Genomic DNA, 19,996 nt, shown 5'->3' on the forward strand with positions numbered 1-19,996 from the left:
GCGGGCGATTCCGCACGGCAACAGCCTGATCGGGCGCTACAGAAACGGGCAGGGCCGGAGAAACCGGCGCGAAAGGAATACGGGCATGGCATTCGGCGGTTTGTTTTCGACCGATATCGCAATCGACCTCGGGACGGCGAATACGCTGATCTACGTCAAGGGCAAGGGCATCATCCTGAACGAGCCCTCGGTCGTGGCGTATCATGTCAAGGAAGGCAAGCGTCAGGTCTTGGCCGTGGGCGAGGATGCCAAGCTGATGCTGGGCCGCACCCCCGGCAGCATCGAGGCGATCCGCCCGATGCGCGAAGGCGTCATCGCGGACTTCGACAGCGCCGAGGAAATGATCAAGCATTTCATCAAGAAGGTGTTCAAGCGCACCACCTTCTCGAAGCCGAAGATCATCGTTTGCGTGCCCCACGGTGCAACGCCGGTCGAGAAGCGGGCGATCCGCCAGTCGGTCCTGTCCGCCGGCGCCCGCAAGGCCGGCCTGATCGCCGAACCGATCGCGGCCGCGATCGGCGCGGGCATGCCGATCACCGAACCGACCGGGTCGATGGTCGTCGACATCGGCGGGGGCACGACCGAGGTCGCGGTGCTATCGCTGGGCGATGTGGTCTATGCGCGTTCGGTCCGGATCGGCGGTGATCGCATGGACGAGGCGATCATCAACTATCTGCGGCGCAACCAGAACATGCTGATCGGCGATTCGACCGCAGAGCGGGTCAAGACCTCGATCGGCACCGCGCGGATGCCGGACGATGGGCGGGGCGCCACGATCATGGTGCGCGGTCGCGATCTGTTGAACGGCATCCCCAAGGAAATCGAGATCAGCCAGGCGATGATCGCCGAGGCGCTGACCGAACCGATGCAGGCCATCTGCGAGGCGGTCATGGTGGCGCTGGAATCGACGCCCCCCGATCTTGCCGCCGACATCGTCGATCGCGGTGTGATGCTGACCGGCGGCGGCGCGATGCTGGGCGATCTGGATCTGGCGCTGCGCGAGCAGACCGGTCTGTCGATCACCCTGGCCGACCAGCCGATGAGTTGCGTCGCGCTGGGAACCGGCAAGGCGCTTGAATTCGAAAAGCAACTGCGCCACGTCATCGACTACGACAGTTGATGCCGCCCGTGCGGAGGCCCTGAATGGCGCGCAAGGGACCCGATTTCTCGACACCCGTCAGGCGCGTGCTGATCGCGCTGCTGGCGATTGTGCTGATCGCATTGTTCCTGTTCTGGCGGATCGACAGCCCGCGTGCCGAACGGATGCGGACCGGGCTGATCGACCGTGTCGTGCCCAGCTTTGAATGGGCCTTCGCGCCGGTCACGCAGCTCAGCCAGATGGTCGCGGGTTTCCAGTCCTATGCCCGCATCTACGAACAGAACCAGGAATTGCGGCGCGAACTGCAGAAGATGCAGGCCTGGAAAGAAGCCGCCGTGCAGCTGGAACAGGAAAACTCCAAGCTGCTGGCGCAGAACAATGTCCGCATCGACCCCGCCCTGACCAGCGTGACCGGGGTGGTGATGGTCGATTCCGGGTCCGCCTTTCGCCAGTCTGTCCTTCTGAACGTGGGCGCGCAGGACGGCATCGTCGATGGCTGGGCGACCATGGACGGGCTGGGTCTGGTCGGGCGCATCTCGGGCGTCGGGCAGCGGACCAGCCGGGTCGTGCTGCTGACCGACCCTTCATCGCGCATCCCGGTGACGATCCAGCCATCGGGCGACCGGGCGCTGCTGAACGGCGACAACACGCCGCTTCCGGTGCTGGATTTCGTCGAAGCGCCGGATAATGTCCGACCCGGCGATCGCGTGGTGACATCGGGCGATGGCGGCGTCTTTCCCCCCGGCCTTCTGGTCGGACAGGTCGTGCAGGCCAGCGATGGCCGGATGCGGCTGCGCATGGCAGCAGATTATGGCCGGTTGGAGTTTCTGCGCGTGCTGCGCGCCCATCCCGCCGAGGCGGTGGTCGATTCCGGGGCGATCATCCGTCCGGGCGATCAGGGCCTGATCGGGCCGGAACTGCCGACCTCGCCGGTCGAGGCTGCCCGCGCTACCGACCCTCTGGCCTCGGTGGGCGCAGATGATTGAGGCGCCGGGACGGCAACTGGTGATCGGCACGGCGTTGTTCTTGCTGTGCATGGGCGCGCTGCTGTTCGTGCGGCTGCTGCCTTTGTCGGCGGGCCTGACCGGATGGCCGGGGCCGGATCTGGGGCTGTGCCTGACCTTCGCATGGGTGCTGCGGCGCCCCGATCAACTTGCCGCGCCGGTGATCGCGCTGGTCTTTCTGGCCGAAGACGTGCTGCTGTTGCGTCCGCTGGGGTTGTGGGCGGTGCTGGTTCTTCTGGGAACCGAGGCCGCACGGCTGCGTGAGGGGCGTTGGCGCGATCAGCCATTCATGGTTGAATGGCTGCGCGTCGCCATTCTGATCGGCGCGATGATGCTGGGCTATCGCGTGGTGTTGCTGCTGTTCCTGATGCAGCCCCCGCCGCTGGGACAGGTGATGCTGCAACTGATCGCCACGGTGACGGCCTATCCGCTGGTGGTGTTCGTGGCCCGCTGGCTGATCGGGCTGCGCCGGATCACCGCGACCGAGGCCGAAATGATGAGATACAGCCGATGAAAAGACCATCGCGTGATACGCAGGACGGAAGCCGCCGGGTCGGTCGGCGGGGCCTGTTGCTGGCCGGTATCCAGTTAGGGGTGGTGACGACGCTGGCGCTGCGGCTGCGGTCGATGCAGCTGGAACATGCCGAGGAATATCGCCTTCTCTCCGACGGAAACTCGATCAAGATCCGCCTGTTGCCACCGGCGCGCGGGCTGATCCATGACCGCAACGGACTGGTGATCGCGGGCAATGAACAGAATTACCGCGTCACCCTGACCCGCGAAGAGGCTGGGGGCGACGTCGAGCCTGTGCTGCGCCGACTGTCCCGGCTGATCCCGATCAGCGACGCCCGCATGGCCGAGCTTATGGAGGAATTTTCCCGGCGCACGGCGATCACGCCCATCGTGTTGGCCGACCGGCTGAGCTGGGAACAGTTCAGCTCGATCGCCGTGAACGCACCGTCGCTGGCGGGGGTGACGCCGGAATCCGGCCTGTCGCGGGCCTATCCGCGTGCCGGCGATCTGGCCCATGTGGTCGGCTATGTCGGGCCGGTGTCGGATTACGACCTGTCCAAGATCGAGGATCCGGACCCGGTGCTGATGCTGCCCGAATTCCAGCTTGGGAAGGTCGGTGCCGAAGCCAAGCTGGAGGGCGTGCTGCGCGGCAAGGCCGGCGCCCGCCGGGTCGAGGTGAACAGCGCCGGACGCGAGATGCGCGAACTGAGCCGGCAAGAGGGCGAACAGGGCGCCACGGTGCAGCTGACCGTGGACGCGCGGTTGCAGAACTATGCCGCGCAGCGTCTGGGACAGGAAAGCGCGGCGGCGGTGGTGATGGATGTCCAGACCGGCGATCTGCTGGCCATGTGTTCCTCGCCCAGCTTCGACCCCAACAAGTTCGTGCGCGGCATCTCCAGTACCGATTATCGCGCGCTGATGAGCCACGATCACCGTCCGCTGGCCGACAAGACCGTGCAGGGCGTCTATCCGCCCGGATCGACCTTCAAGATGGTCACGCTGCTGGCCGGGCTGGATGCGGGGCTGATCAATGGCGGGTCGCGCTTCTACTGCCCCGGCTTCACCGAGGTGGGTGGCCGGCGGTTCCACTGCTGGCGGGGCGGCGGGCACGGCTCGATGGACCCGATCCAGAGCCTCGAACAAAGCTGCGACGTCTTCTACTACGAACTGGCGCAGCGCGTCGGCATCGACCGGATCGCGGCGATGGCCCGGCGGCTGGGGATCGGCGTGACGCACGACCTGCCGATGTCGGCGGTGGCCGAGGGGATCGCGCCTGACCGGGCGTGGAAGAAGGCCCGCTATGACCAGCCATGGCAGATCGGTGACAGTCTGAACGCGTCGATCGGGCAGGGCTATGTGCTGGCGTCGCCGCTGCAATTGGCGGTCATGACCTCGCGGGTGGCAACGGGCCGGGTGATCGTGCCGCGTCTGGTGCGTGCGCTTGACGGTATTCCCCAGCCGCTGGTCGAAGCAGAACCGCTGGGGATCGACGAGGCATGGCTGCGGCTGGCGCGTGGCGGGATGGACGCGGTCATGAACGGCGCTCATGGCACGGCCCGTCGGTCCCGCATCCTGCGCGACGACTGGCGCATGGCCGGCAAGACCGGAACCAGTCAGGTCCGCAATATCACCGCCGCCGAGCGCGCGCGGGGCGTGGTCCGCAACGAACAGTTGCCGTGGAATCGCCGCGACCATGCGCTGTTCGTCTGCTATGCACCGTTTCAGTCACCCCGCTATGCCGTGTCGGTGGTCGTCGAACATGGCGGCGGCGGATCGGCGGTCGCGGCACCAATCGCCCGCGACATCATGCTGTTCGCGCTGGAAGGCGGGCTGCCGCCGCTGGATTCGGTGCCCTCGGACCAACGCGCCGAGATGGAGGCGCGCCACGAGGCCATGCATCTTTACACGCCCGATCCGCCGAAATCCGGCCGGACCCGCGCGTGACAGGGGGCGGCGATGGCCTATCTTGACTATCAGGTTGCGCAGGCACCGACCGGGTGGCGCAAGATCCTGCATCTGAACTGGCCGCTGGTGTTCCTTCTGTCGGCGGTCGCCTGTTTCGGCTTCGTGATGCTGTATTCCGTCGCTGGCGGGCAGGCCGACACCTGGGCCAAACCGCAGATGTATCGCTTTGCCGTTGGCATGGCGGCGATGTTCGCGCTGGCCTTCGTGCCGATGTGGTTCTGGCGCGGCGTGTCGGTGTTTTCCTATGTGCTGTGCCTTCTGCTGCTGGTTGCGGTGGAACTGGTCGGCGATATCGGCATGGGCGCGCAGCGCTGGATCGAATTCGGTCCCATCCGGCTGCAACCCTCGGAACTGATGAAGATTGCGCTGGTTCTGGTCTTGGCCGCCTATTACGACATGCTGCCGGTGAACCGTGTGTCCCGCCCGCTTTGGGTGCTGATCCCGGTGGCGCTGATCCTGCTGCCGACCGCGCTGGTGCTGAAGCAGCCGGATCTGGGCACCTCGCTGATGCTGGTCGCGGGGGGGGGAATCCTGATGTTCGCGGCGGGCGTGTCGCTGTGGTATTTCGGCGCGGTGTTCACCATGATCGGTGGCCTGATCTATGCCGTGATGTCCAGCCGCGGAACCGACTGGCAGTTGCTGAAGGACTATCAGTACCGCCGCATCGATACGTTCATCGACCCGTCGGTCGATCCCCTGGGCGCTGGCTACAACATCACGCAGGCGCAGATCGCGCTGGGATCGGGCGGCTGGTCGGGCCGCGGTTTCATGCAAGGCACGCAGTCGCGGCTGAACTTCCTGCCCGAGAAGCAGACCGACTTCATCTTTACGGTGCTGGCCGAGGAATTCGGTTTCGTTGGCGCGTTCTCGTTGCTGGTGCTTTACACGCTGATCATCGGCTTCTGTCTTTACTCGGCGCTGTCCAACCGCGACCGTTTCGGCGCGCTGCTGACCATCGGCATCAGCGGCACGTTCTTCGTCTATTTTTCGATCAACATGGGCATGGTGATGGGGCTTCTGCCGGTCGTCGGCTCGCCGCTGCCGCTGGTCAGCTATGGCGGCACGGCGATGATGATCCTGCTGATGGGCTTCGGCATGGTCCAGTCCGCGCATGTCCACAGGCCAAGGTGACGCGATGAAGGTCCTGTTCGCAGCCCCCGACAGGATGTGGTCCGAATGGGCGCCGGCCCTGCAGTCGGCCTGCCCCGAGATGGATCTGGCGCGCGACGGCGCCCCTGCAGGCTTCGACGCCATCATCTACGCCCCAGGCGGCGAGATCGACGATCTGTCCCCCTTCAGCAATGCAAGGCTTGTCCAAAGCCTCTGGGCCGGGGTCGAACGTATCGTTACCAACCCGACGCTGACACAACCCCTGGCCCGGATGGTCGATCCGGGGCTGGCACAGGGCATGGCCGAATTCTGCACGGGCTGGGTCATGCGCGCGCATCTGGGGATGGACCGCTATCTGCAGGACGGGAACTGGCGCAACGGTCAGATCCCGCCCTTGGCCCGGGAACGCGATGTCGTGATTCTGGGCATGGGCGAACTTGGCCGTGCCGTGGCCGCGATGTTGCGGCCGATCGGCTTCCGGTTGACCGGATTCAGCGCGTCGGGCCGACCGGTGGACGGCGTCGAGGTCCTGCCCGGAGACCACCTGGATCAGGCATTGCAGCGGGCGGACATCCTGGTGACGCTGCTGCCCGATACCCCGGACACGCGCGGGCTGATGGACGCGGCACGGCTGGCGCATCTTCCCAAGGGGGCATGGCTGATAAACCCAGGCCGCGGGACGTTGATCGACGATGACGCCCTTCTGGACGCGCTGGATCGCGGGCAGCTGGGACACGCGGTTCTGGATGTCTTTCGTGACGAACCCCTGCCGCCGTCGCATCAGTTCTGGGGCCATCCCGGCGTGACCGTCACCCCCCACATCGCCGCCGAGACGCGCCCTCAAACCGCAGCCCCGGTGGTGGCCGAAAATCTGCGCCGCGCGATGTCGGGTGCGCCGATCCTGCATCTGGTGGACCGAACGAAGGGATACTAGCCCTCAGCGACGCGTATCGTCATCGTCTGGCGTTGCCACGGGCGTCGCGGTCGTCTGGATCGGGCGATGCACTGTGACCCTGGCGATCCGTTCGGCCATCTTCTTCTGCCGCCTGCGGTGATAGGCGCGGATCACCGGCACGGTCAGGTAATGCGCGGCGATGCTGACCGCCAGCCCGATGATGGTGCCGCCGACGACATAGGGCCAGTAAACCTGTTGAAAGAACTCGGCCAGATGGCCCCAATGGGCTTCTTCGGGGCCAAAAATCGACCGGATATTGTGCCACAGCTCGGCGCTGGCGCGCGCGAACTCGCCAAAGATCATCTGCGGGCCCAGATCGCCGTCAAAGCCCAGCAACTGCCGGCCAAGGCTGACCGCCAGCACGGCGATGAAGGGAAAGGTGACCGGATTTCCGACAAAGGTCGCCAGCAAAGCTGCAAGGATGTTGCCGCCGATCAGCCAGGCACAGGCCGCGCCGGACAGGAAATGCAGTCCGAACAGCGGCGTGAACGACACGAACACGCCCGCCGCGACGCCACGGCCGATCCGGTGCGGCTGATCCGGCAGCCTGCGCACACGGTGCAGCACATATGTGCCCGCCCGGCGCCATCCGCCGCGCGGATAGATCATGTCGCTGGCCATCTGGCCGTAGCTGCGCGGTTTGCGGCGCTTGAACAACTTCCCACCCGATCTATCGCAAAGGCGCGCGACCGCGGCCCTACGGCTTCAGCGCCGGATCGCGGATCCGTGCCACCTGCGCCACGTCGCTTTCCGCCTCCAGTGCGGTCAGCAGGTTGTGCAGATGCTCATGGTCCCGCAACTCGACCTCGACCTCGATCCGGTAGAAATCCGGCTTGCGGTCAATGAACTCGAGGTTCGAGATATTCGCCCCCTGCGCCCCGATCAACCCGCAGATGCGCCCCAGAACCCCCGCATCATGCCGGATGGTCAGATTCAGCAGGGTCGAATAGGCGGCGGGATGGCGTCCGTCGCGCCATTGCAGATCGACCCAGCGATCCGGGCTGTCCTCGAACTCGGCCAGCACCGGACAGTCGATGGCGTGAATGACCACGCCCCTGCCGCGATAGGTGATGCCCACGATCCGCTCGCCCGGCAGCGGGTTGCAGCATGGCGCGCGCTGGAATTCCGCGTCAGCCTCAAGTCCCGCGAAGGGCCGCGTGCGGTCGATCTCATCCTGCGGCGCGTCGGCCAGTTCGGGATACAGGACGTCCAGCACTTCCTTGGCCGAATTCTCGGCACTGCCGATCCGGGCCAGAAGGTCATCGGCGTTGGCCAACCCCATCTGTTTGGCGGCGGTGCGCAGCGCCTTGTCGGTCGGTTTGCGGCCGACATGTTCGAAACTGACGCGCACCAGCTCGCGACCCAGCCGGATGAAACGGTCGCGATCCTCTTCGCGCAGCGACCGCCGGATCGCCGCCTTGGCCCGCCCGGTCACGACGATGTCCAGCCATGTCGCCTGCGGACGCTGGCCCGAGGCCGAGATGATATCGACCGACTGGCCGTTCTTCAGCCGCGTCCACAGTGGCACGCGGATCCCGTCCACCTTGGCGCCAACGCAGCTGTTTCCCAGCCGCGTGTGAATGGCATAGGCAAAGTCGATCGGCGTCGCACCCTTGGGCAGCTGCATCACGTCGCCCTTGGGCGTAAAGCAGAAGACCAGATCCTGATACATCTCCAGCTTCACATGCTCGAGAAACTCGTTGTGATCCTCGCCGTCCAGGCGGTCGGCAAGGCTGTCGATCCAGGCTGCCGGATCGACCGCGAACGGGTTCTTGGTGCGAACGCCGTCGCGATAGGCCCAATGCGCGGCGACACCCGCCTCGGCCACCTCGTGCATCTGCCGGGTGCGGATCTGCACCTCGACCCGCTTGCCGTCGCGTCCCGACACGGTGGTGTGGATCGAACGATAACCGTTCGCCTTGGGCTGGCTGATATAGTCCTTGAACCGACCGGGCACCGCCCGCCAGCGATGATGGATCACCCCAAGCGCGCGATAGCAGTCCATCTCGTTCCGGGTGATGATCCGAAAGCCATAGATGTCCGACAGCCGCGAGAAGGCCAGCTGCTTTTCCTGCATTTTCCGCCAGACGGAAAACGGTTTCTTCGCGCGGCCGAACACATCCGCGTCGATCCGTTCCTTTTCCAGTTCGGCGCGGATATCGGCGGTGATCTGGCCGATCACATCGCCCGATTCCTTCTGCAGGCTGACGAAACGCCGGATGATCGAATTGCGGGCTTCGGGATTGATGACCTTGAAGGCCAGATCCTCAAGCTCTTCGCGCATCCATTGCATGCCCATGCGCCCGGCCAGCGGCGCATAGATGTCCATCGTCTCCCGCGCCTTCTGCACCTGCTTGTCAGGCCGCATCGAGCGGATCGTGCGCATGTTGTGCAGCCGGTCGGCCAGCTTGACCAGGATCACCCGCAGATCGCGGGACATTGCCATGAACAGCTTGCGGAAATTCTCGGCCTGCTTCGACTGCGCGCTGCTTAGTTGCAGATTGGTCAGCTTGGTGACGCCATCGACCAGCTCGGCGATCTCGGCACCAAACATCGCCGAGACCTCGTCCTTGGTGGAGCGGGTATCCTCGACGGTATCGTGCAGAAGGGCGGTGACGATGGTGGCATCGTCCAGCCGCATTTCGGTCAGGATGGCGGCGACCGCGATGGGGTGGGTGAAATAGGGCTCGCCCGAGTGCCGGAACTGCCCCTCATGCATCCGCATGCCGTATTCATAGGCGTCGCGGATCAGCTCCGCGTCACTGCGCGGGTTGTAGTTGCGAACAAGCGCAATGAGGTCTTCGACGTCGATCATGCCTGTCGAGGACCTCTTCCGTTCTGCCTTAGCGCTGGTTGGCTTCCAGCATCATGCGCAGCATCCGCTCTTCGGATTCCTCGTCGGCGGGCTTGGGCCGATCGACCTCGGCCCCCAGCAGCAACGCCATCGCGTCCTCTTCTGGCTCATCGACCTCGATCTGCGTCTGGGTCGATTCGATCATCCGCTCGCGCAGATCATCCACCGGCTGGGTTTCCTCGGCGATCTCGCGCAGCGCGACGACCGGGTTCTTGTCGTTGTCGCGGTCCACCGTGGGCGCGTTGCCCGAGGCGATCTCGCGCGCGCGGTGCGCGGCCAGCATCACCAGGTCAAAACGGTTGGGAACCTTGTCGACGCAGTCTTCGACCGTTACGCGGGCCATGTGTCACCTGTGCATTTGCGAATCGGGTATCCGGGGCGAAACCGGAGTAGTGATGGCGCAGCCGGGAAATGTCAAGCTGAGGTGGCCGTGCCCGCCGTCATCGGTGCCATACCGGCCAGCGCGTCCGGCGGCAGCGCGCACAGCATCTGCACGACGCTGCGCCCGGTCACCGGGTGTTGCCAGTCCGGGGCGATCTCGGCCAGCGGGGCCAGCACGAAGCCGCGGTCCTGCATCCGCGGGTGCGGCAGGATCAGCCTGTCGGGGGCTTCGCGCCGCTGTCGTTCGGGATCAAGCCCGGTCCAGTGCCGATGCGTCTGCGGGTCGGGCAGCACCAGGTCGTCCAGCGCGATCAGGTCCAGATCCAGCACGCGCGCCGACCAGCGTCCGGTGCTGCGATCACGACCAGCGCGGGCCTCGATCGCGTGCAGCCGCGCCAACAGGTCCTCGGGCTGCAGGGCCGTTCGGATCAGCGCCGCCGCATTGGCGTAATCCGGACCCGAGCCAGGCGGATACGCCGGGGTCCGCCAGATTCTGCTGACGGCGGTTATTGAAATATCCGGTTCAGTATGCAGAATGCCTACCGCTGATTGCAGCGTCTCACTTGCGCCAAGATCAGACGACGGCAGGTTTGCGCCTAAACATATGATACCGAAAGACAGCTTCCGCATGCCTGCCCAACCATCCTAGCCTGTCACTTGCGACATGCGCATCCCGGGTCCAGCTGTCGCTGGGACAAAAACTGCGCGTCGCCAAGCAAATAACACACAAGAAGTCTGATTGAAGGCAACACCGAATGTTCTACAAGGATGATCGACTGGCGATGTTCATTGATGGCGCGAATTTATACGCCGCCGCGAAATCGCTTGGATTTGATATAGATTACAAATTACTGCGGCAGGAATTCGACCGCCGCGGCAAGCTGACACGCGTCTATTACTACACCGCCCTGATCGACGGAGAGGAATATTCCCCCATCCGTCCCTTGGTCGACTGGCTGCACTACAACGGATACTGTGTCGTCACCAAGCCCGCCAAGGAATACACCGACGCCATGGGCCGGCGGAAGGTCAAGGGCAACATGGACATCGAACTTGCGGTGGATGCCATGGAACTTGCGCCGCGTCTGGATCATGCCGTGCTGTTCTCGGGCGATGGCGATTTTCGTCCGCTGGTCGAGTCGCTTCAGCGTCAGGGGGTCCGCGTCTCGGTCGTGTCCACGATCCGGTCGCAGCCACCGATGATCGCGGATGATCTGCGCCGTCAGGCCGACAACTTCATCGAACTTGATGCCCTGCGCGACATCATCGGCCGGCCCCCGCGCGAACCTCAGCAGGCCGAGACCTGACCCCTGCCGCGGAAAACCGTTGGCTGGCGCTGGCGCTGATCTGCGCCGGCGTGATCGGCGCGATGACCTGCTGGTTTTCCGCCACCGCGATCATCCCCGAACTGATCCGGGACTGGCACCTCAGCCCCGCTCAAGCGGGATGGCTGACCAACGCGGTGCAGATCGGCTTTGTCCTGGGCGCGCTTGCGTCGTCGCTGGTGAACCTGCCAGACATCATGCGAATGACGCGGCTGATCACCCTGTCGGCGCTGCTGGCCGCCGCGGCAAACGCAGTGCTGCTGCTTCAACCGGGATTCGCGGCTGCGATTGCCGCGCGGTTCGTGACCGGTGTGGCGCTGGCCGGTTTGTATCCGCCCGCCATGAAGCTGATGGCGACATGGTTCGTGCGCGGACGCGGGCTGGCGATGGGGTTCCTGATTGCTGGGCTGACGCTGGGATCGTCGATGCCGCATCTGTTTCGCGCCCTTGGCGGCGGCATCGACTGGCGGGTGGTGGTGATCGCCTCGACCGCCGCCACGCTCAGCTCGGCGGCGATCTTCGGGCTTCTGGTGCGCGAGGGACCGCACGGTTTCGGTCGCGCGACATTCGATCCGCGTCAGGCGCTGGCCGTCCTGCGCAACCGTCCGGTCCTGTTGGCCAATGTCGGTTATTTCGGGCATATGTGGGAGCTTTATGCGATGTGGGCGTGGTTCCTGGCCTTCGCGACGGCGGCAGGGCAGAGCGGCGTCATGCCGTTCGGAGGACCGTCGTTCTTTGCGTTCATCGTGGTGGCATCGGGCGTTGTCGGCTGCATCCTTGGCGGGGTGCTGTCGGACCGCATCGGCCGCTGCCTGACGACTGCCGGGATGATGGCGGTGTCCGGCACCTGTGCGGCGCTGATCGGCTTTGCCTTCACCGGCCCCGCCTGGCTGCTGGCACTGATCGCGGTCATCTGGGGTATCTCGATCATCGGCGACAGCGCCCAGTTCTCGGCCGCCGTGACCGAGCTTGCGGATCCCCGTCTGATCGGCACCGCCCTGACGTTGCAGGTCAGCATCGGTTTCGCGCTGACCGTTCTGGCGATCTGGCTGATGCCGCAGGTCGCGGCACTTCTGGGGGGCTGGCAATGGGCCTTTGTCGTCCTGCTGCCGGGGCCTGTCGTGGGCACATGGGCGATGCTGCGGCTGCGCGGGATGCAGGAGGCGAAGCGATTGGCGGAAGGGCGGCGGTGAACTTTGCGCCCCAGCTACGTTTCCGGCGGTTCCGTTTCACGACTGTCGCCCGCACTCCAGCCTCGCTGACCTGACGCCGCAGGAATATGCCAGGCCGTCAAAGAAAGACCAAAAGCTGAACAGAGCTAACTCTTGAACTATCTATCTCAGGATAGAAGGTCAGCGTTGATCTCGATTCCCATCGCTAACGTCGAAAAATTTTCCTGCGCCGCCAGCGATGACGAACTGCGTTACTGCTCGGAAGAGCATGTGCAGCACAACGCTGGTGCACGACAACTCTGGTTCGAGAAAGCCATCTCCGATCTGTCGAGATGCCGGGCTAGCTTCACACCAGCCGCCCTTCCTCCATCGCGGCCCGCACGAAGCCCGCGAACAGGGGCGCCGGATCGAAGGGTTTCGATTTCAGTTCCGGATGCGACTGAACCCCGATGAACCAAGGGTGATCGCGATACTCGATCACCTCGGGCAGCTTGCCGTCCGGCGACATGCCCGAGAATGACAGCCCCGCCGCCTCCAGCGCCTCGCGATATTTCGCGTCCACTTCATAGCGGTGGCGGTGGCGATCCTCCATCTCGGTCGCGCCGCCATAGATCTCGCTGATCTTGGACCCTTCGGCCAGCATCGCCGTATAGGCACCCAGCCGCATCGTGCCGCCCTTGTCGTCACCGACCTTGCGCTGCACCGTATAATTGCCCTGCACCCATTCCTTCAGGTGATAGACGACCGGGGTAAAGCGGGTCTTGCCCGCCTCGTGGTCGAACTCCTCGGACCCGGCATCGGGCATGTCGGCCAGATTCCGCGCCGCCTCGATCACCGCCATCTGCATCCCCAGGCAGATGCCCAGATAGGGCACGTCCTTCTCGCGGGCGTATTTCGCGGCGGTGATCATGCCTTCGGTGCCACGTTCACCGAAGCCGCCGGGCACGATGATGCCATGATAGCCGTCCAGAAGATGCGCGCCTTCGCCTTCCAGCTGTTCGCTGTCCACCCAGTCGGCCTTGACCCGGACGCGGTTGGCCATGCCGCCATGGGTCAGCGCCTCGGCGATGGACTTATAGGCGTCCTCAAGCTGGGTATATTTGCCGACCACGGCGATGTTGACCTGTCCCTCGGCATTGTCCAGCCGGTCCATCACGTCTTCCCATTTCGACAGGTCCGGACGCGGCGCGGGGCTGATCGCAAAGGCATCCAGCACGGCGCGGTCCAGCCCGGCGCGGTGATAGGCCAGGGGCGCCTCGTAGATCGATTTCAGGTCATAGGCCGGGATCACGGCATCGGGGCGGACATTGCAGAACAGCGCGATCTTGGCGCGTTCCTTTTCCGGGATCGGATGCTCGGACCGGCAGACCAGCACATCGGGGGCAAGGCCGATCGACTGCAGTTCCTTGACGCTGTGCTGCGTGGGCTTGGTCTTCAACTCGCCCGAGGCCGCCAGATAGGGCAGCAGCGTCAGATGCATCAGGATGCACTGGCCGCGGGGGCGTTCATGGGTGAACTGGCGAATCGCCTCGAAGAAGGGCAGGCCCTCGATGTCACCCACCGTGCCGCCGATCTCGCACAGCATGAAATCGACCTCGTCCTCGCCGATGCCAATGAAATCCTTGATTTCGTTGGTGACGTGCGGAATGACCTGAATGGTCTTGCCCAGATATTCGCCGCGCCGTTCCTTTTCCAGCACGTTGGAATAGATCCGCCCCGAGGACACGCTGTCGGTCCTGCGCGCCGCAACGCCGGTGAAGCGTTCGTAGTGGCCCAGGTCCAGATCGGTTTCGGCACCGTCATCGGTGACGAACACCTCGCCATGCTCGAACGGGCTCATCGTGCCCGGATCGACGTTCAGATAGGGGTCCAGCTTGCGCAGCCTGACGGTAAAGCCGCGCGCCTGCAACAGCGCCCCCAGCGCCGCCGAGGCCAGCCCCTTGCCAAGGGACGATACCACGCCGCCGGTGATGAAGATGTAACGCGCCATGAAGACCCCGTGATGTGCAAAATTCGATGATCTGCGGACCGCCGAAGCGTCTGCATCACGGGACTAAAGATATAGACGATTCGCCCCGTGGCCGCAACGGACCGCAAGTTGATGTAGGGCAGAAATATTCTGCCCCAAATTGTTGTATGGCGTCAGTTCGACGTCGCGGGGGCGGCTGGTTCTTCCGGCGCGGGATCGGACGCGGCCTCGGGGGCTGCGGTTTCGGCCGGTGCCTCGGCGGCGGGCGGTGTCACCGCATCCGCTGCCGGCGCCTCGTTTTCAGGCGCTGCAGGGGCCGGTGCGCTGGCCGCGGGCGCATCCGGCGCCGGCGGTGTCAGCGGATCGCCGCCGGTCGAGGGGGGCGGGGTATAGGCCGGCAGGTTCGGCAGGTTCGAATCGGGGGCCTGTTGCTGTTCGGGCACACCAATCTGATCCATGATCGATCCGTCCGAGGCCTCGCGGGCGGCAATCACCGTCAGCCCGATCGACGTGCAAAAGATCGCGATGCCGAACACCCAGGTCAGCCGGGTCATCGCATTGGCGGCCTGACGTCCGCTCATGACGCCGCCGCCGCTGCCGCCGCCCATGCCAAGCCCGCCACCCTCGGACCGTTGCAGCAGCACGACCCCGGTCAGCAGCACCGCCAGGATCAGGTGGATGGTCAGCACGACGTTTTGCACGGAATTCGGCCTTTCATTTGCGGACGCGCCTATCTAGTCACCGATGCAGGTGATGGCAAGCAGAGTGTCCGTGATGCCGGCAGTGATGATTCAGGGCACAGGCTCGAATGTCGGCAAGTCGATGCTGGTCGCAGGTCTTTGCCGCGCGGCACGGCGGCGCGGCATCGGGGTCGCACCGTTCAAGCCGCAGAACATGTCGAACAACGCCGCCGTGACGCGCGACGGCGGCGAGATCGGCCGGGCCCAGGCGCTGCAGGCGCGGGCCTGCGGTCTTGATCCGCTGACCGACATGAACCCGGTCCTGCTGAAGCCCGAGACGGACACCGGCGCACAGGTGGTGCTGCAGGGCCGCGCCATCGCGCGGGCCGAGGCGCGCGACTATGCGGCGCTGCGCGCACGACTGATGGCCGGGGTGCTGGACAGCTTTCATCGCCTGTCCTCGGCGCATGATCTGGTGATCGTCGAGGGCGCGGGCAGCCCGGCCGAGGTCAATCTGCGGCCCCGCGACATCGCCAATATGGGGTTCGCCCGCGCGGCCGGGGTTCCGGTGGTGCTGGCCGGTGACATCGACCGGGGCGGGGTGATCGCCCAGATCGTCGGCACGCAGGCGGTGATCGACCCGGGCGACGCGGCAATGATCCGCGGTTTCCTGATCAACAAGTTCCGCGGCGATCCGCGCCTGTTCGATGACGGATACCGTCATATCGCCGACCGCACCGGCTGGCTCGGCTTCGGCGTGGTTCCGTGGTTTGCCGACGCCCACCGGCTGCCGGCCGAGGATGCGGTGGATCTGCGCGCCTCGACCGGGCAGGGGGTCCATGTCGTCTGCCTGACGCTGTCGCGGATCGCGAATTTCGACGATCTCGACCCGCTGGCGGCGGAACCCGGCGTCCGCCTGACGATGCTGGGGCCGGGACGGCCGATTCCCGGCGATGCCGATCTGGTCGTGATTCCCGGCACCAAGTCAACGCTTGGCGATTTGGCGTTCCTGCGTGCGCAGGGCTGGGACATCGACCTTGCCGCGCATGTGCGCCGCGGCGGACATGTTCTGGGGCTCTGTGGCGGCTATCAGATGTTGGGACGAACGATCCGCGACCCCTCGGGGCGCGACGGCATCGCGGGCGAAACGCCCGGTCTGGGTCTCCTGAGCATCGACACGGACATGGCGTCCGACAAGCGGCTGGAACGGGTCTCGGGCACCGCGCTGGGTCGGAATGTCACCGGCTACGAGATTCACATGGGCCGCAGCCACGGCCCCGACTGCGCACGACCCTTCGCGCATATGCCTGCCCCTGACGGCGCGATCAGCGCGGATGGCAGTATCGCCGGCACCTATCTGCACGGGCTGTTTTCCGATGACGGCTTCCGCGCTGCCTATCTGTCGCGGCTCGGCACCACATCACAGCCGGGCTACGAGGCGGGCGTCGAGGCGACGCTGGACCGGCTGGCCGACCATCTCGAGGCGCATCTGGATGTCACCGGGCTGCTGGCCGTGGCATCCGATGCTTGTTCCTTGCCCGAAGCCCCATGACCCGGGGACGCAACACGCAACACGCAACGCCCGGCAGCTGTGTACAGCCTGTGCACGCGCGGTGCATCGGCGGTGGACGCATCGTGACCGTCCTGACGCTGGACGAAATGGCCCGGTCGCGCTAGGTCAACGGCATGGAACACGCCAAGCCGCCTTTGACCCTTTATCTTGCCGCGCCGCGCGGGTTCTGCGCCGGCGTCGACCGCGCCATCAAGATCGTCGAAATGGCGCTGCAGAAATGGGGCGCCCCGGTCTATGTCCGGCACGAGATCGTCCACAACAAGTATGTCGTTGATTCGCTTCGTGAAAAAGGCGCTGTCTTCGTCGAGGAACTGGATGAATGCCCCGATGACCGGCCGGTGATCTTTTCCGCCCATGGCGTGCCCAAGGCCGTCCCGGCCGAGGCACGCAGGCGCGAGATGGTGTTCGTGGACGCGACCTGTCCCCTGGTCAGCAAGGTTCATGTCGAGGCCGAACGCCACCACGCCGCAGGGCTGCAGATGGTCATGATCGGCCATGCCGGGCACCCGGAAGTCCTTGGAACAATGGGACAATTGCCGGAGGGCGAGGTGATCCTGGTCGAGACGGCGTCCGATGTCGCGCAGATCGCCCCGCGCGATCCGGACCGGCTGGCATTCATCACCCAGACCACGTTGTCGGTCGATGACACCGCCGGGATCGTGGCAGCGCTTCAGGCGCGCTTCCCCTCGATCATAGGGCCGGCCAAGGAAGATATCTGCTACGCCACCACGAATCGCCAGGCGGCGGTCAAGGCGGTGGCGCCGATGATCGATGCGCTGCTGGTGATCGGTGCGCAGAACTCCAGCAATTCCAAGCGTCTGGTCGAGGTGGGCAAGGCCTCGGGCTGCGCCTATTCGCAACTGGTCATGCGCGCCGATCAGATCGACTGGCGCGCGATCGACGGCATTCGCGCCGTCGGTGTCACCGCTGGCGCCAGCGCGCCCGAAGTGCTGATCACCGAAGTGATCGACGCCTTTCGCGCGCGTTTCGATGTGACGGTCGAAGTGGTGGAAACCGCGCAAGAGAACGTTGAATTCAAGGTTCCGCGCGTGCTGCGCGAACCGGCATAGACCGGGCTTCGGCCGTTCTGACAGGGAAAAGGGGCGATCATGCGGCTGTATTCGATGCCGTCCTCGGGGAACAGTTACAAGGTCCGGCTGATCCTGGCTCTGACCCGGCGCGTCGCCGAGATCGTCGATTGCGAATACGGCTCGGACGCGCTGGCGCGGTCCAAGGCGGATGGAACGCTGCCCTATGGCAAGGTTCCGGCGCTGCTGCTGGACGATGGCCGCGTGCTGGGCGAATCCAACGCAATCCTGTGGTATCTGGGCGAGGGAAGCGACTTCATCCCAGAAGATGCCGTGCTGCGCGCGCAGATGCTGGGCTGGATGTTCTGGGAACAATACAATCACGAACCGGTCATTGCCGTCCGTCAGGCGCTGGTCAGCTATCCCCACCGCGCCGCGGATGCGACGCCCGAGAGGCTGGCCGATCTGCTGGAACGCGGTCACGCGCTGTTGCAGGTGATGGAGGATGCGTTGAAGGGGCGCGACTGGCTGGTCGGCCAGACGGCCAGCCTGGCCGATCTGTGTCTGTATGCCTATACCCACACTGCCGGGACGCGCGGCGGCTATGATCTGACCAGATTTCCCGATCTCACATCATGGCTGGCCCGTGTCGAGGGGATGCCCGGTTTCACAAGGCTGGACCAATGAGCATCGAGTTCCTTCTCACGGCCTTCATCGTCTGTGTCGCCCCCGGCGTCGGCGTCATCTACACGCTGTCATCCACGCTGTCGGGCGGATTTCGGGCCGGGCTGTGGGCGGCGATCGGCTGCACCATCCCGCCGATCCTTCACATGCTGATGGCGATGGCCGGTCTGGCCGCGTTGCTGCATGCCAGCGCATTGCTGTTCCAGGCGGTGAAGTTCGCGGGCGTCGCCTATCTGCTGTGGATGGCATGGGGCATCCTGCAGGCTGAGGGCGGCTTGCAATTCCGCCCCGGCGATCGTGTGGCAGCACGTGTCATCGTCCGGCGCGGCATCATGCTGAACCTGCTGAACCCGAAGCTGCCGATGTTCTTCATGGCCTTCCTGCCGCAATTCCTGCCCGCCGGGGCGGGGACCGGCGCGCTGGTGGAACTGGGTCTGGCCTTTGCGGCGATGACCTTTGCGGTGTTTGTCGGCTACGCCGCGCTGGCCGCCAGTGGCCGCGATGCGGTCCTGTCATCGGATCGCGCGATGCGTTGGTTGCGCCGTGGCTTTGCGGCGTCCTTCGCGGCACTTGGCCTGAAACTGGCGGTCAGCCGCGCGTGACGGATCTGTTTGCATGGACCGACGGCGCGTGCAGCGGCAATCCCGGCCCCGGTGGTTGGGGTGTTCTGATGCGCGCCCTTGACGGCGAGACTGTCGTAAAGGAACGCGAATTGCAGGGCGGCGAGGCGGCCACGACCAATAACCGGATGGAGCTGATGGCCGCGATATCGGCGCTTGAGGCACTGACCCGACCAAGCCGCATCGTGATCGTGACCGACAGCGCCTATGTCAAGAACGGGGTCAGCCAGTGGATCCATGGCTGGAAGCGGAACGGCTGGCGCACTGCCGACAGGAAGCCAGTCAAGAATGTCGAATTGTGGCAGCGTCTGGATCACGCGCAGGCGCGTCACGATGTCGAATGGCGCTGGATCAAGGGCCATGCGGGACATGCCGAGAATGAACGCGCCGACGAACTTGCACGCGCCGGGATGGCGCCGTTCAAATGACGCCTGATGCGCTGGTCGCGGCGCTGGACTATGGCTCGGTCCTGGTGTTTGCGCTGACCGGCGCGCTGGTCGCCAGCCGGGCGCAGCTGGACCCGGTGGGCTTTGTCTTCATGGCGTCGCTGACTGCGGTTGGCGGCGGCACGCTGCGCGACCTGATCCTGGGGCGGGTGGTATTCTGGGTGGCCCAGCCCGCCTATGTGCTGATCGCGGCGGGCGCCGCGCTGCTGGTCTTCTGGACTGCGCATCTTTTCGAAAGCCGCTACCGCCTGCTGGTCTGGCTGGACAGCGTGGCCTTGGCCGTGGCAGTCGCGGCCGGGGTCGGAGTCGCGATGGAAAGCGGCCTTGGTCCGGTGATCGTGATCATCATGGGGGTCGTCACGGGCACGTTCGGCGGGTTGATGCGCGATGTGGTCGGCAACGAGGTGCCGCTGGTGCTGAAGCAGGGCGAACTGTATCTGACTGCCGCGTTCGGCGGTGCGGCAAGCGCGGTGATCCTGGTCTGGGCTGGGTTGCAGGCCAGCCAAGCGCTGATCGCCTGCGCGGCCGCCGCATGGGTGCTGCGCGCGGGCAGCATGATCTGGGGATGGCGGCTGCCGGTCTACAGACCGCGTCCGCCCCGGTCGCGCGGCTGATCGC

20 protein-coding genes are annotated in these 19,996 nt (G+C 65.2%); 14 read left to right on the forward strand and 6 right to left on the reverse strand.

Annotation, left to right across the window (positions count from 1 at the left end):
• Positions 1-85: 85 nt before the first annotated feature.
• Genes MU516_RS02350 through MU516_RS02375 form a run of 6 tightly spaced genes read left to right on the forward strand, consistent with a single transcriptional unit; the run spans position 86 to position 6,625 of the window.
• A complete protein-coding gene (locus MU516_RS02350; RefSeq protein WP_209054536.1) occupies positions 86-1,120 on the forward strand; it encodes a rod shape-determining protein in 1,035 nt (344 codons plus the stop codon).
• 23 nt (positions 1,121-1,143) lie between these two features.
• Entirely contained in the window at positions 1,144-2,085 is a 942-nt protein-coding gene (gene mreC, locus MU516_RS02355; protein ID WP_260275580.1) for a rod shape-determining protein MreC, read from the forward strand.
• Positions 2,078-2,617, forward strand: a complete 540-nt coding sequence (locus tag MU516_RS02360; RefSeq protein ID WP_260275581.1) for a rod shape-determining protein MreD — start codon at positions 2,078-2,080, stop codon at positions 2,615-2,617. Before mreC ends, MU516_RS02360 begins: the two co-directional genes overlap by 8 nt.
• Positions 2,614-4,560: a penicillin-binding protein 2 gene (gene mrdA / locus MU516_RS02365; protein ID WP_260275582.1), complete on the forward strand. Its 1,947-nt coding sequence runs from the start codon at positions 2,614-2,616 to the stop codon at positions 4,558-4,560. The genes MU516_RS02360 and mrdA overlap by 4 nt, the downstream gene beginning before the upstream one ends.
• Positions 4,561-4,572: 12 nt before the next feature.
• On the forward strand, positions 4,573-5,712 hold the full coding sequence (rodA, locus tag MU516_RS02370) for a rod shape-determining protein RodA (RefSeq protein ID WP_260275583.1): 1,140 nt from the start codon (positions 4,573-4,575) through the stop codon (positions 5,710-5,712).
• 4 nt (positions 5,713-5,716) lie between these two features.
• The gene (locus MU516_RS02375) at positions 5,717-6,625 is read left to right on the forward strand and encodes a 2-hydroxyacid dehydrogenase (protein WP_260275584.1); all 909 of its coding nucleotides are present in this window, start codon (positions 5,717-5,719) and stop codon (positions 6,623-6,625) included.
• A 3-nt stretch (positions 6,626-6,628) separates the two neighbouring features.
• Here MU516_RS02375 and MU516_RS02380 read toward each other — a convergent pair whose 3' ends face one another.
• From MU516_RS02380 to folK, 4 genes are all read right to left on the reverse strand, one after another.
• Complete coding sequence (locus MU516_RS02380; RefSeq protein WP_260275585.1) at positions 6,629-7,303, reverse strand: DUF2062 domain-containing protein; 675 nt, start codon at positions 7,301-7,303, stop codon at positions 6,629-6,631.
• Between the two features lie 40 nt (positions 7,304-7,343).
• Complete coding sequence (locus MU516_RS02385; RefSeq protein ID WP_260275586.1) at positions 7,344-9,461, reverse strand: RelA/SpoT family protein; 2,118 nt, start codon at positions 9,459-9,461, stop codon at positions 7,344-7,346.
• Positions 9,462-9,489: 28 nt separating this feature from the next.
• Positions 9,490-9,843: a DNA-directed RNA polymerase subunit omega gene (gene rpoZ / locus MU516_RS02390; RefSeq protein ID WP_209054528.1), complete on the reverse strand. Its 354-nt coding sequence runs from the start codon at positions 9,841-9,843 to the stop codon at positions 9,490-9,492.
• A gap of 71 nt (positions 9,844-9,914) precedes the next feature.
• The gene (gene folK / locus MU516_RS02395) at positions 9,915-10,511 is read right to left on the reverse strand and encodes a 2-amino-4-hydroxy-6-hydroxymethyldihydropteridine diphosphokinase (RefSeq protein WP_260275587.1); all 597 of its coding nucleotides are present in this window, start codon (positions 10,509-10,511) and stop codon (positions 9,915-9,917) included.
• Between the two features lie 125 nt (positions 10,512-10,636).
• On the opposite strand from folK, the gene MU516_RS02400 reads away from it, so the two are divergent.
• Together MU516_RS02400 and MU516_RS02405 are read left to right on the forward strand one after the other, a co-directional pair.
• On the forward strand, positions 10,637-11,188 hold the full coding sequence (locus MU516_RS02400) for a LabA-like NYN domain-containing protein (RefSeq protein ID WP_260275588.1): 552 nt from the start codon (positions 10,637-10,639) through the stop codon (positions 11,186-11,188).
• 50 nt (positions 11,189-11,238) lie between these two features.
• Complete coding sequence (locus MU516_RS02405) at positions 11,239-12,399, forward strand: MFS transporter (protein WP_311319088.1); 1,161 nt, start codon at positions 11,239-11,241, stop codon at positions 12,397-12,399.
• 325 nt (positions 12,400-12,724) lie between these two features.
• On the opposite strand, the gene pyrG is transcribed toward MU516_RS02405, so the two are convergent.
• Positions 12,725-14,368 carry a CTP synthase gene (pyrG, locus tag MU516_RS02410; RefSeq protein WP_209054523.1) on the reverse strand — a complete coding sequence of 548 codons (1,644 nt, stop codon included), beginning with the start codon at positions 14,366-14,368 and terminating at the stop codon, positions 12,725-12,727.
• A gap of 152 nt (positions 14,369-14,520) precedes the next feature.
• Positions 14,521-15,048: a preprotein translocase subunit SecG gene (gene secG / locus MU516_RS02415; RefSeq protein WP_260275589.1), complete on the reverse strand. Its 528-nt coding sequence runs from the start codon at positions 15,046-15,048 to the stop codon at positions 14,521-14,523.
• 73 nt (positions 15,049-15,121) lie between these two features.
• Between secG and MU516_RS02420 the strand changes: the two genes are divergently transcribed.
• The 6 genes from MU516_RS02420 to MU516_RS02445 all read left to right on the forward strand — a co-directional run bounded on the left by MU516_RS02420 (position 15,122) and on the right by MU516_RS02445 (position 19,992).
• On the forward strand, positions 15,122-16,579 hold the full coding sequence (locus MU516_RS02420) for a cobyric acid synthase (protein WP_260275590.1): 1,458 nt from the start codon (positions 15,122-15,124) through the stop codon (positions 16,577-16,579).
• A 134-nt stretch (positions 16,580-16,713) separates the two neighbouring features.
• A complete protein-coding gene (ispH, locus tag MU516_RS02425; protein ID WP_260275591.1) occupies positions 16,714-17,670 on the forward strand; it encodes a 4-hydroxy-3-methylbut-2-enyl diphosphate reductase in 957 nt (318 codons plus the stop codon).
• 39 nt (positions 17,671-17,709) lie between these two features.
• Positions 17,710-18,315 (forward strand): glutathione S-transferase family protein, encoded by a 606-nt coding sequence (locus tag MU516_RS02430; RefSeq protein ID WP_260275592.1) that lies wholly within the window; start codon positions 17,710-17,712, stop codon positions 18,313-18,315.
• A complete protein-coding gene (locus MU516_RS02435) occupies positions 18,312-18,914 on the forward strand; it encodes a LysE family translocator (protein WP_260275593.1) in 603 nt (200 codons plus the stop codon). Before MU516_RS02430 ends, MU516_RS02435 begins: the two co-directional genes overlap by 4 nt.
• On the forward strand, positions 18,911-19,360 hold the full coding sequence (rnhA, locus tag MU516_RS02440; protein WP_260275594.1) for a ribonuclease HI: 450 nt from the start codon (positions 18,911-18,913) through the stop codon (positions 19,358-19,360). The genes MU516_RS02435 and rnhA overlap by 4 nt, the downstream gene beginning before the upstream one ends.
• Positions 19,357-19,992 carry a trimeric intracellular cation channel family protein gene (locus MU516_RS02445; protein ID WP_260275595.1) on the forward strand — a complete coding sequence of 212 codons (636 nt, stop codon included), beginning with the start codon at positions 19,357-19,359 and terminating at the stop codon, positions 19,990-19,992. Before rnhA ends, MU516_RS02445 begins: the two co-directional genes overlap by 4 nt.
• Positions 19,993-19,996: the final 4 nt, after the last annotated feature.

This window comes from Paracoccus maritimus (assembly GCF_025195095.1).
Lineage (GTDB): Bacteria > Pseudomonadota > Alphaproteobacteria > Rhodobacterales > Rhodobacteraceae > Paracoccus > Paracoccus maritimus.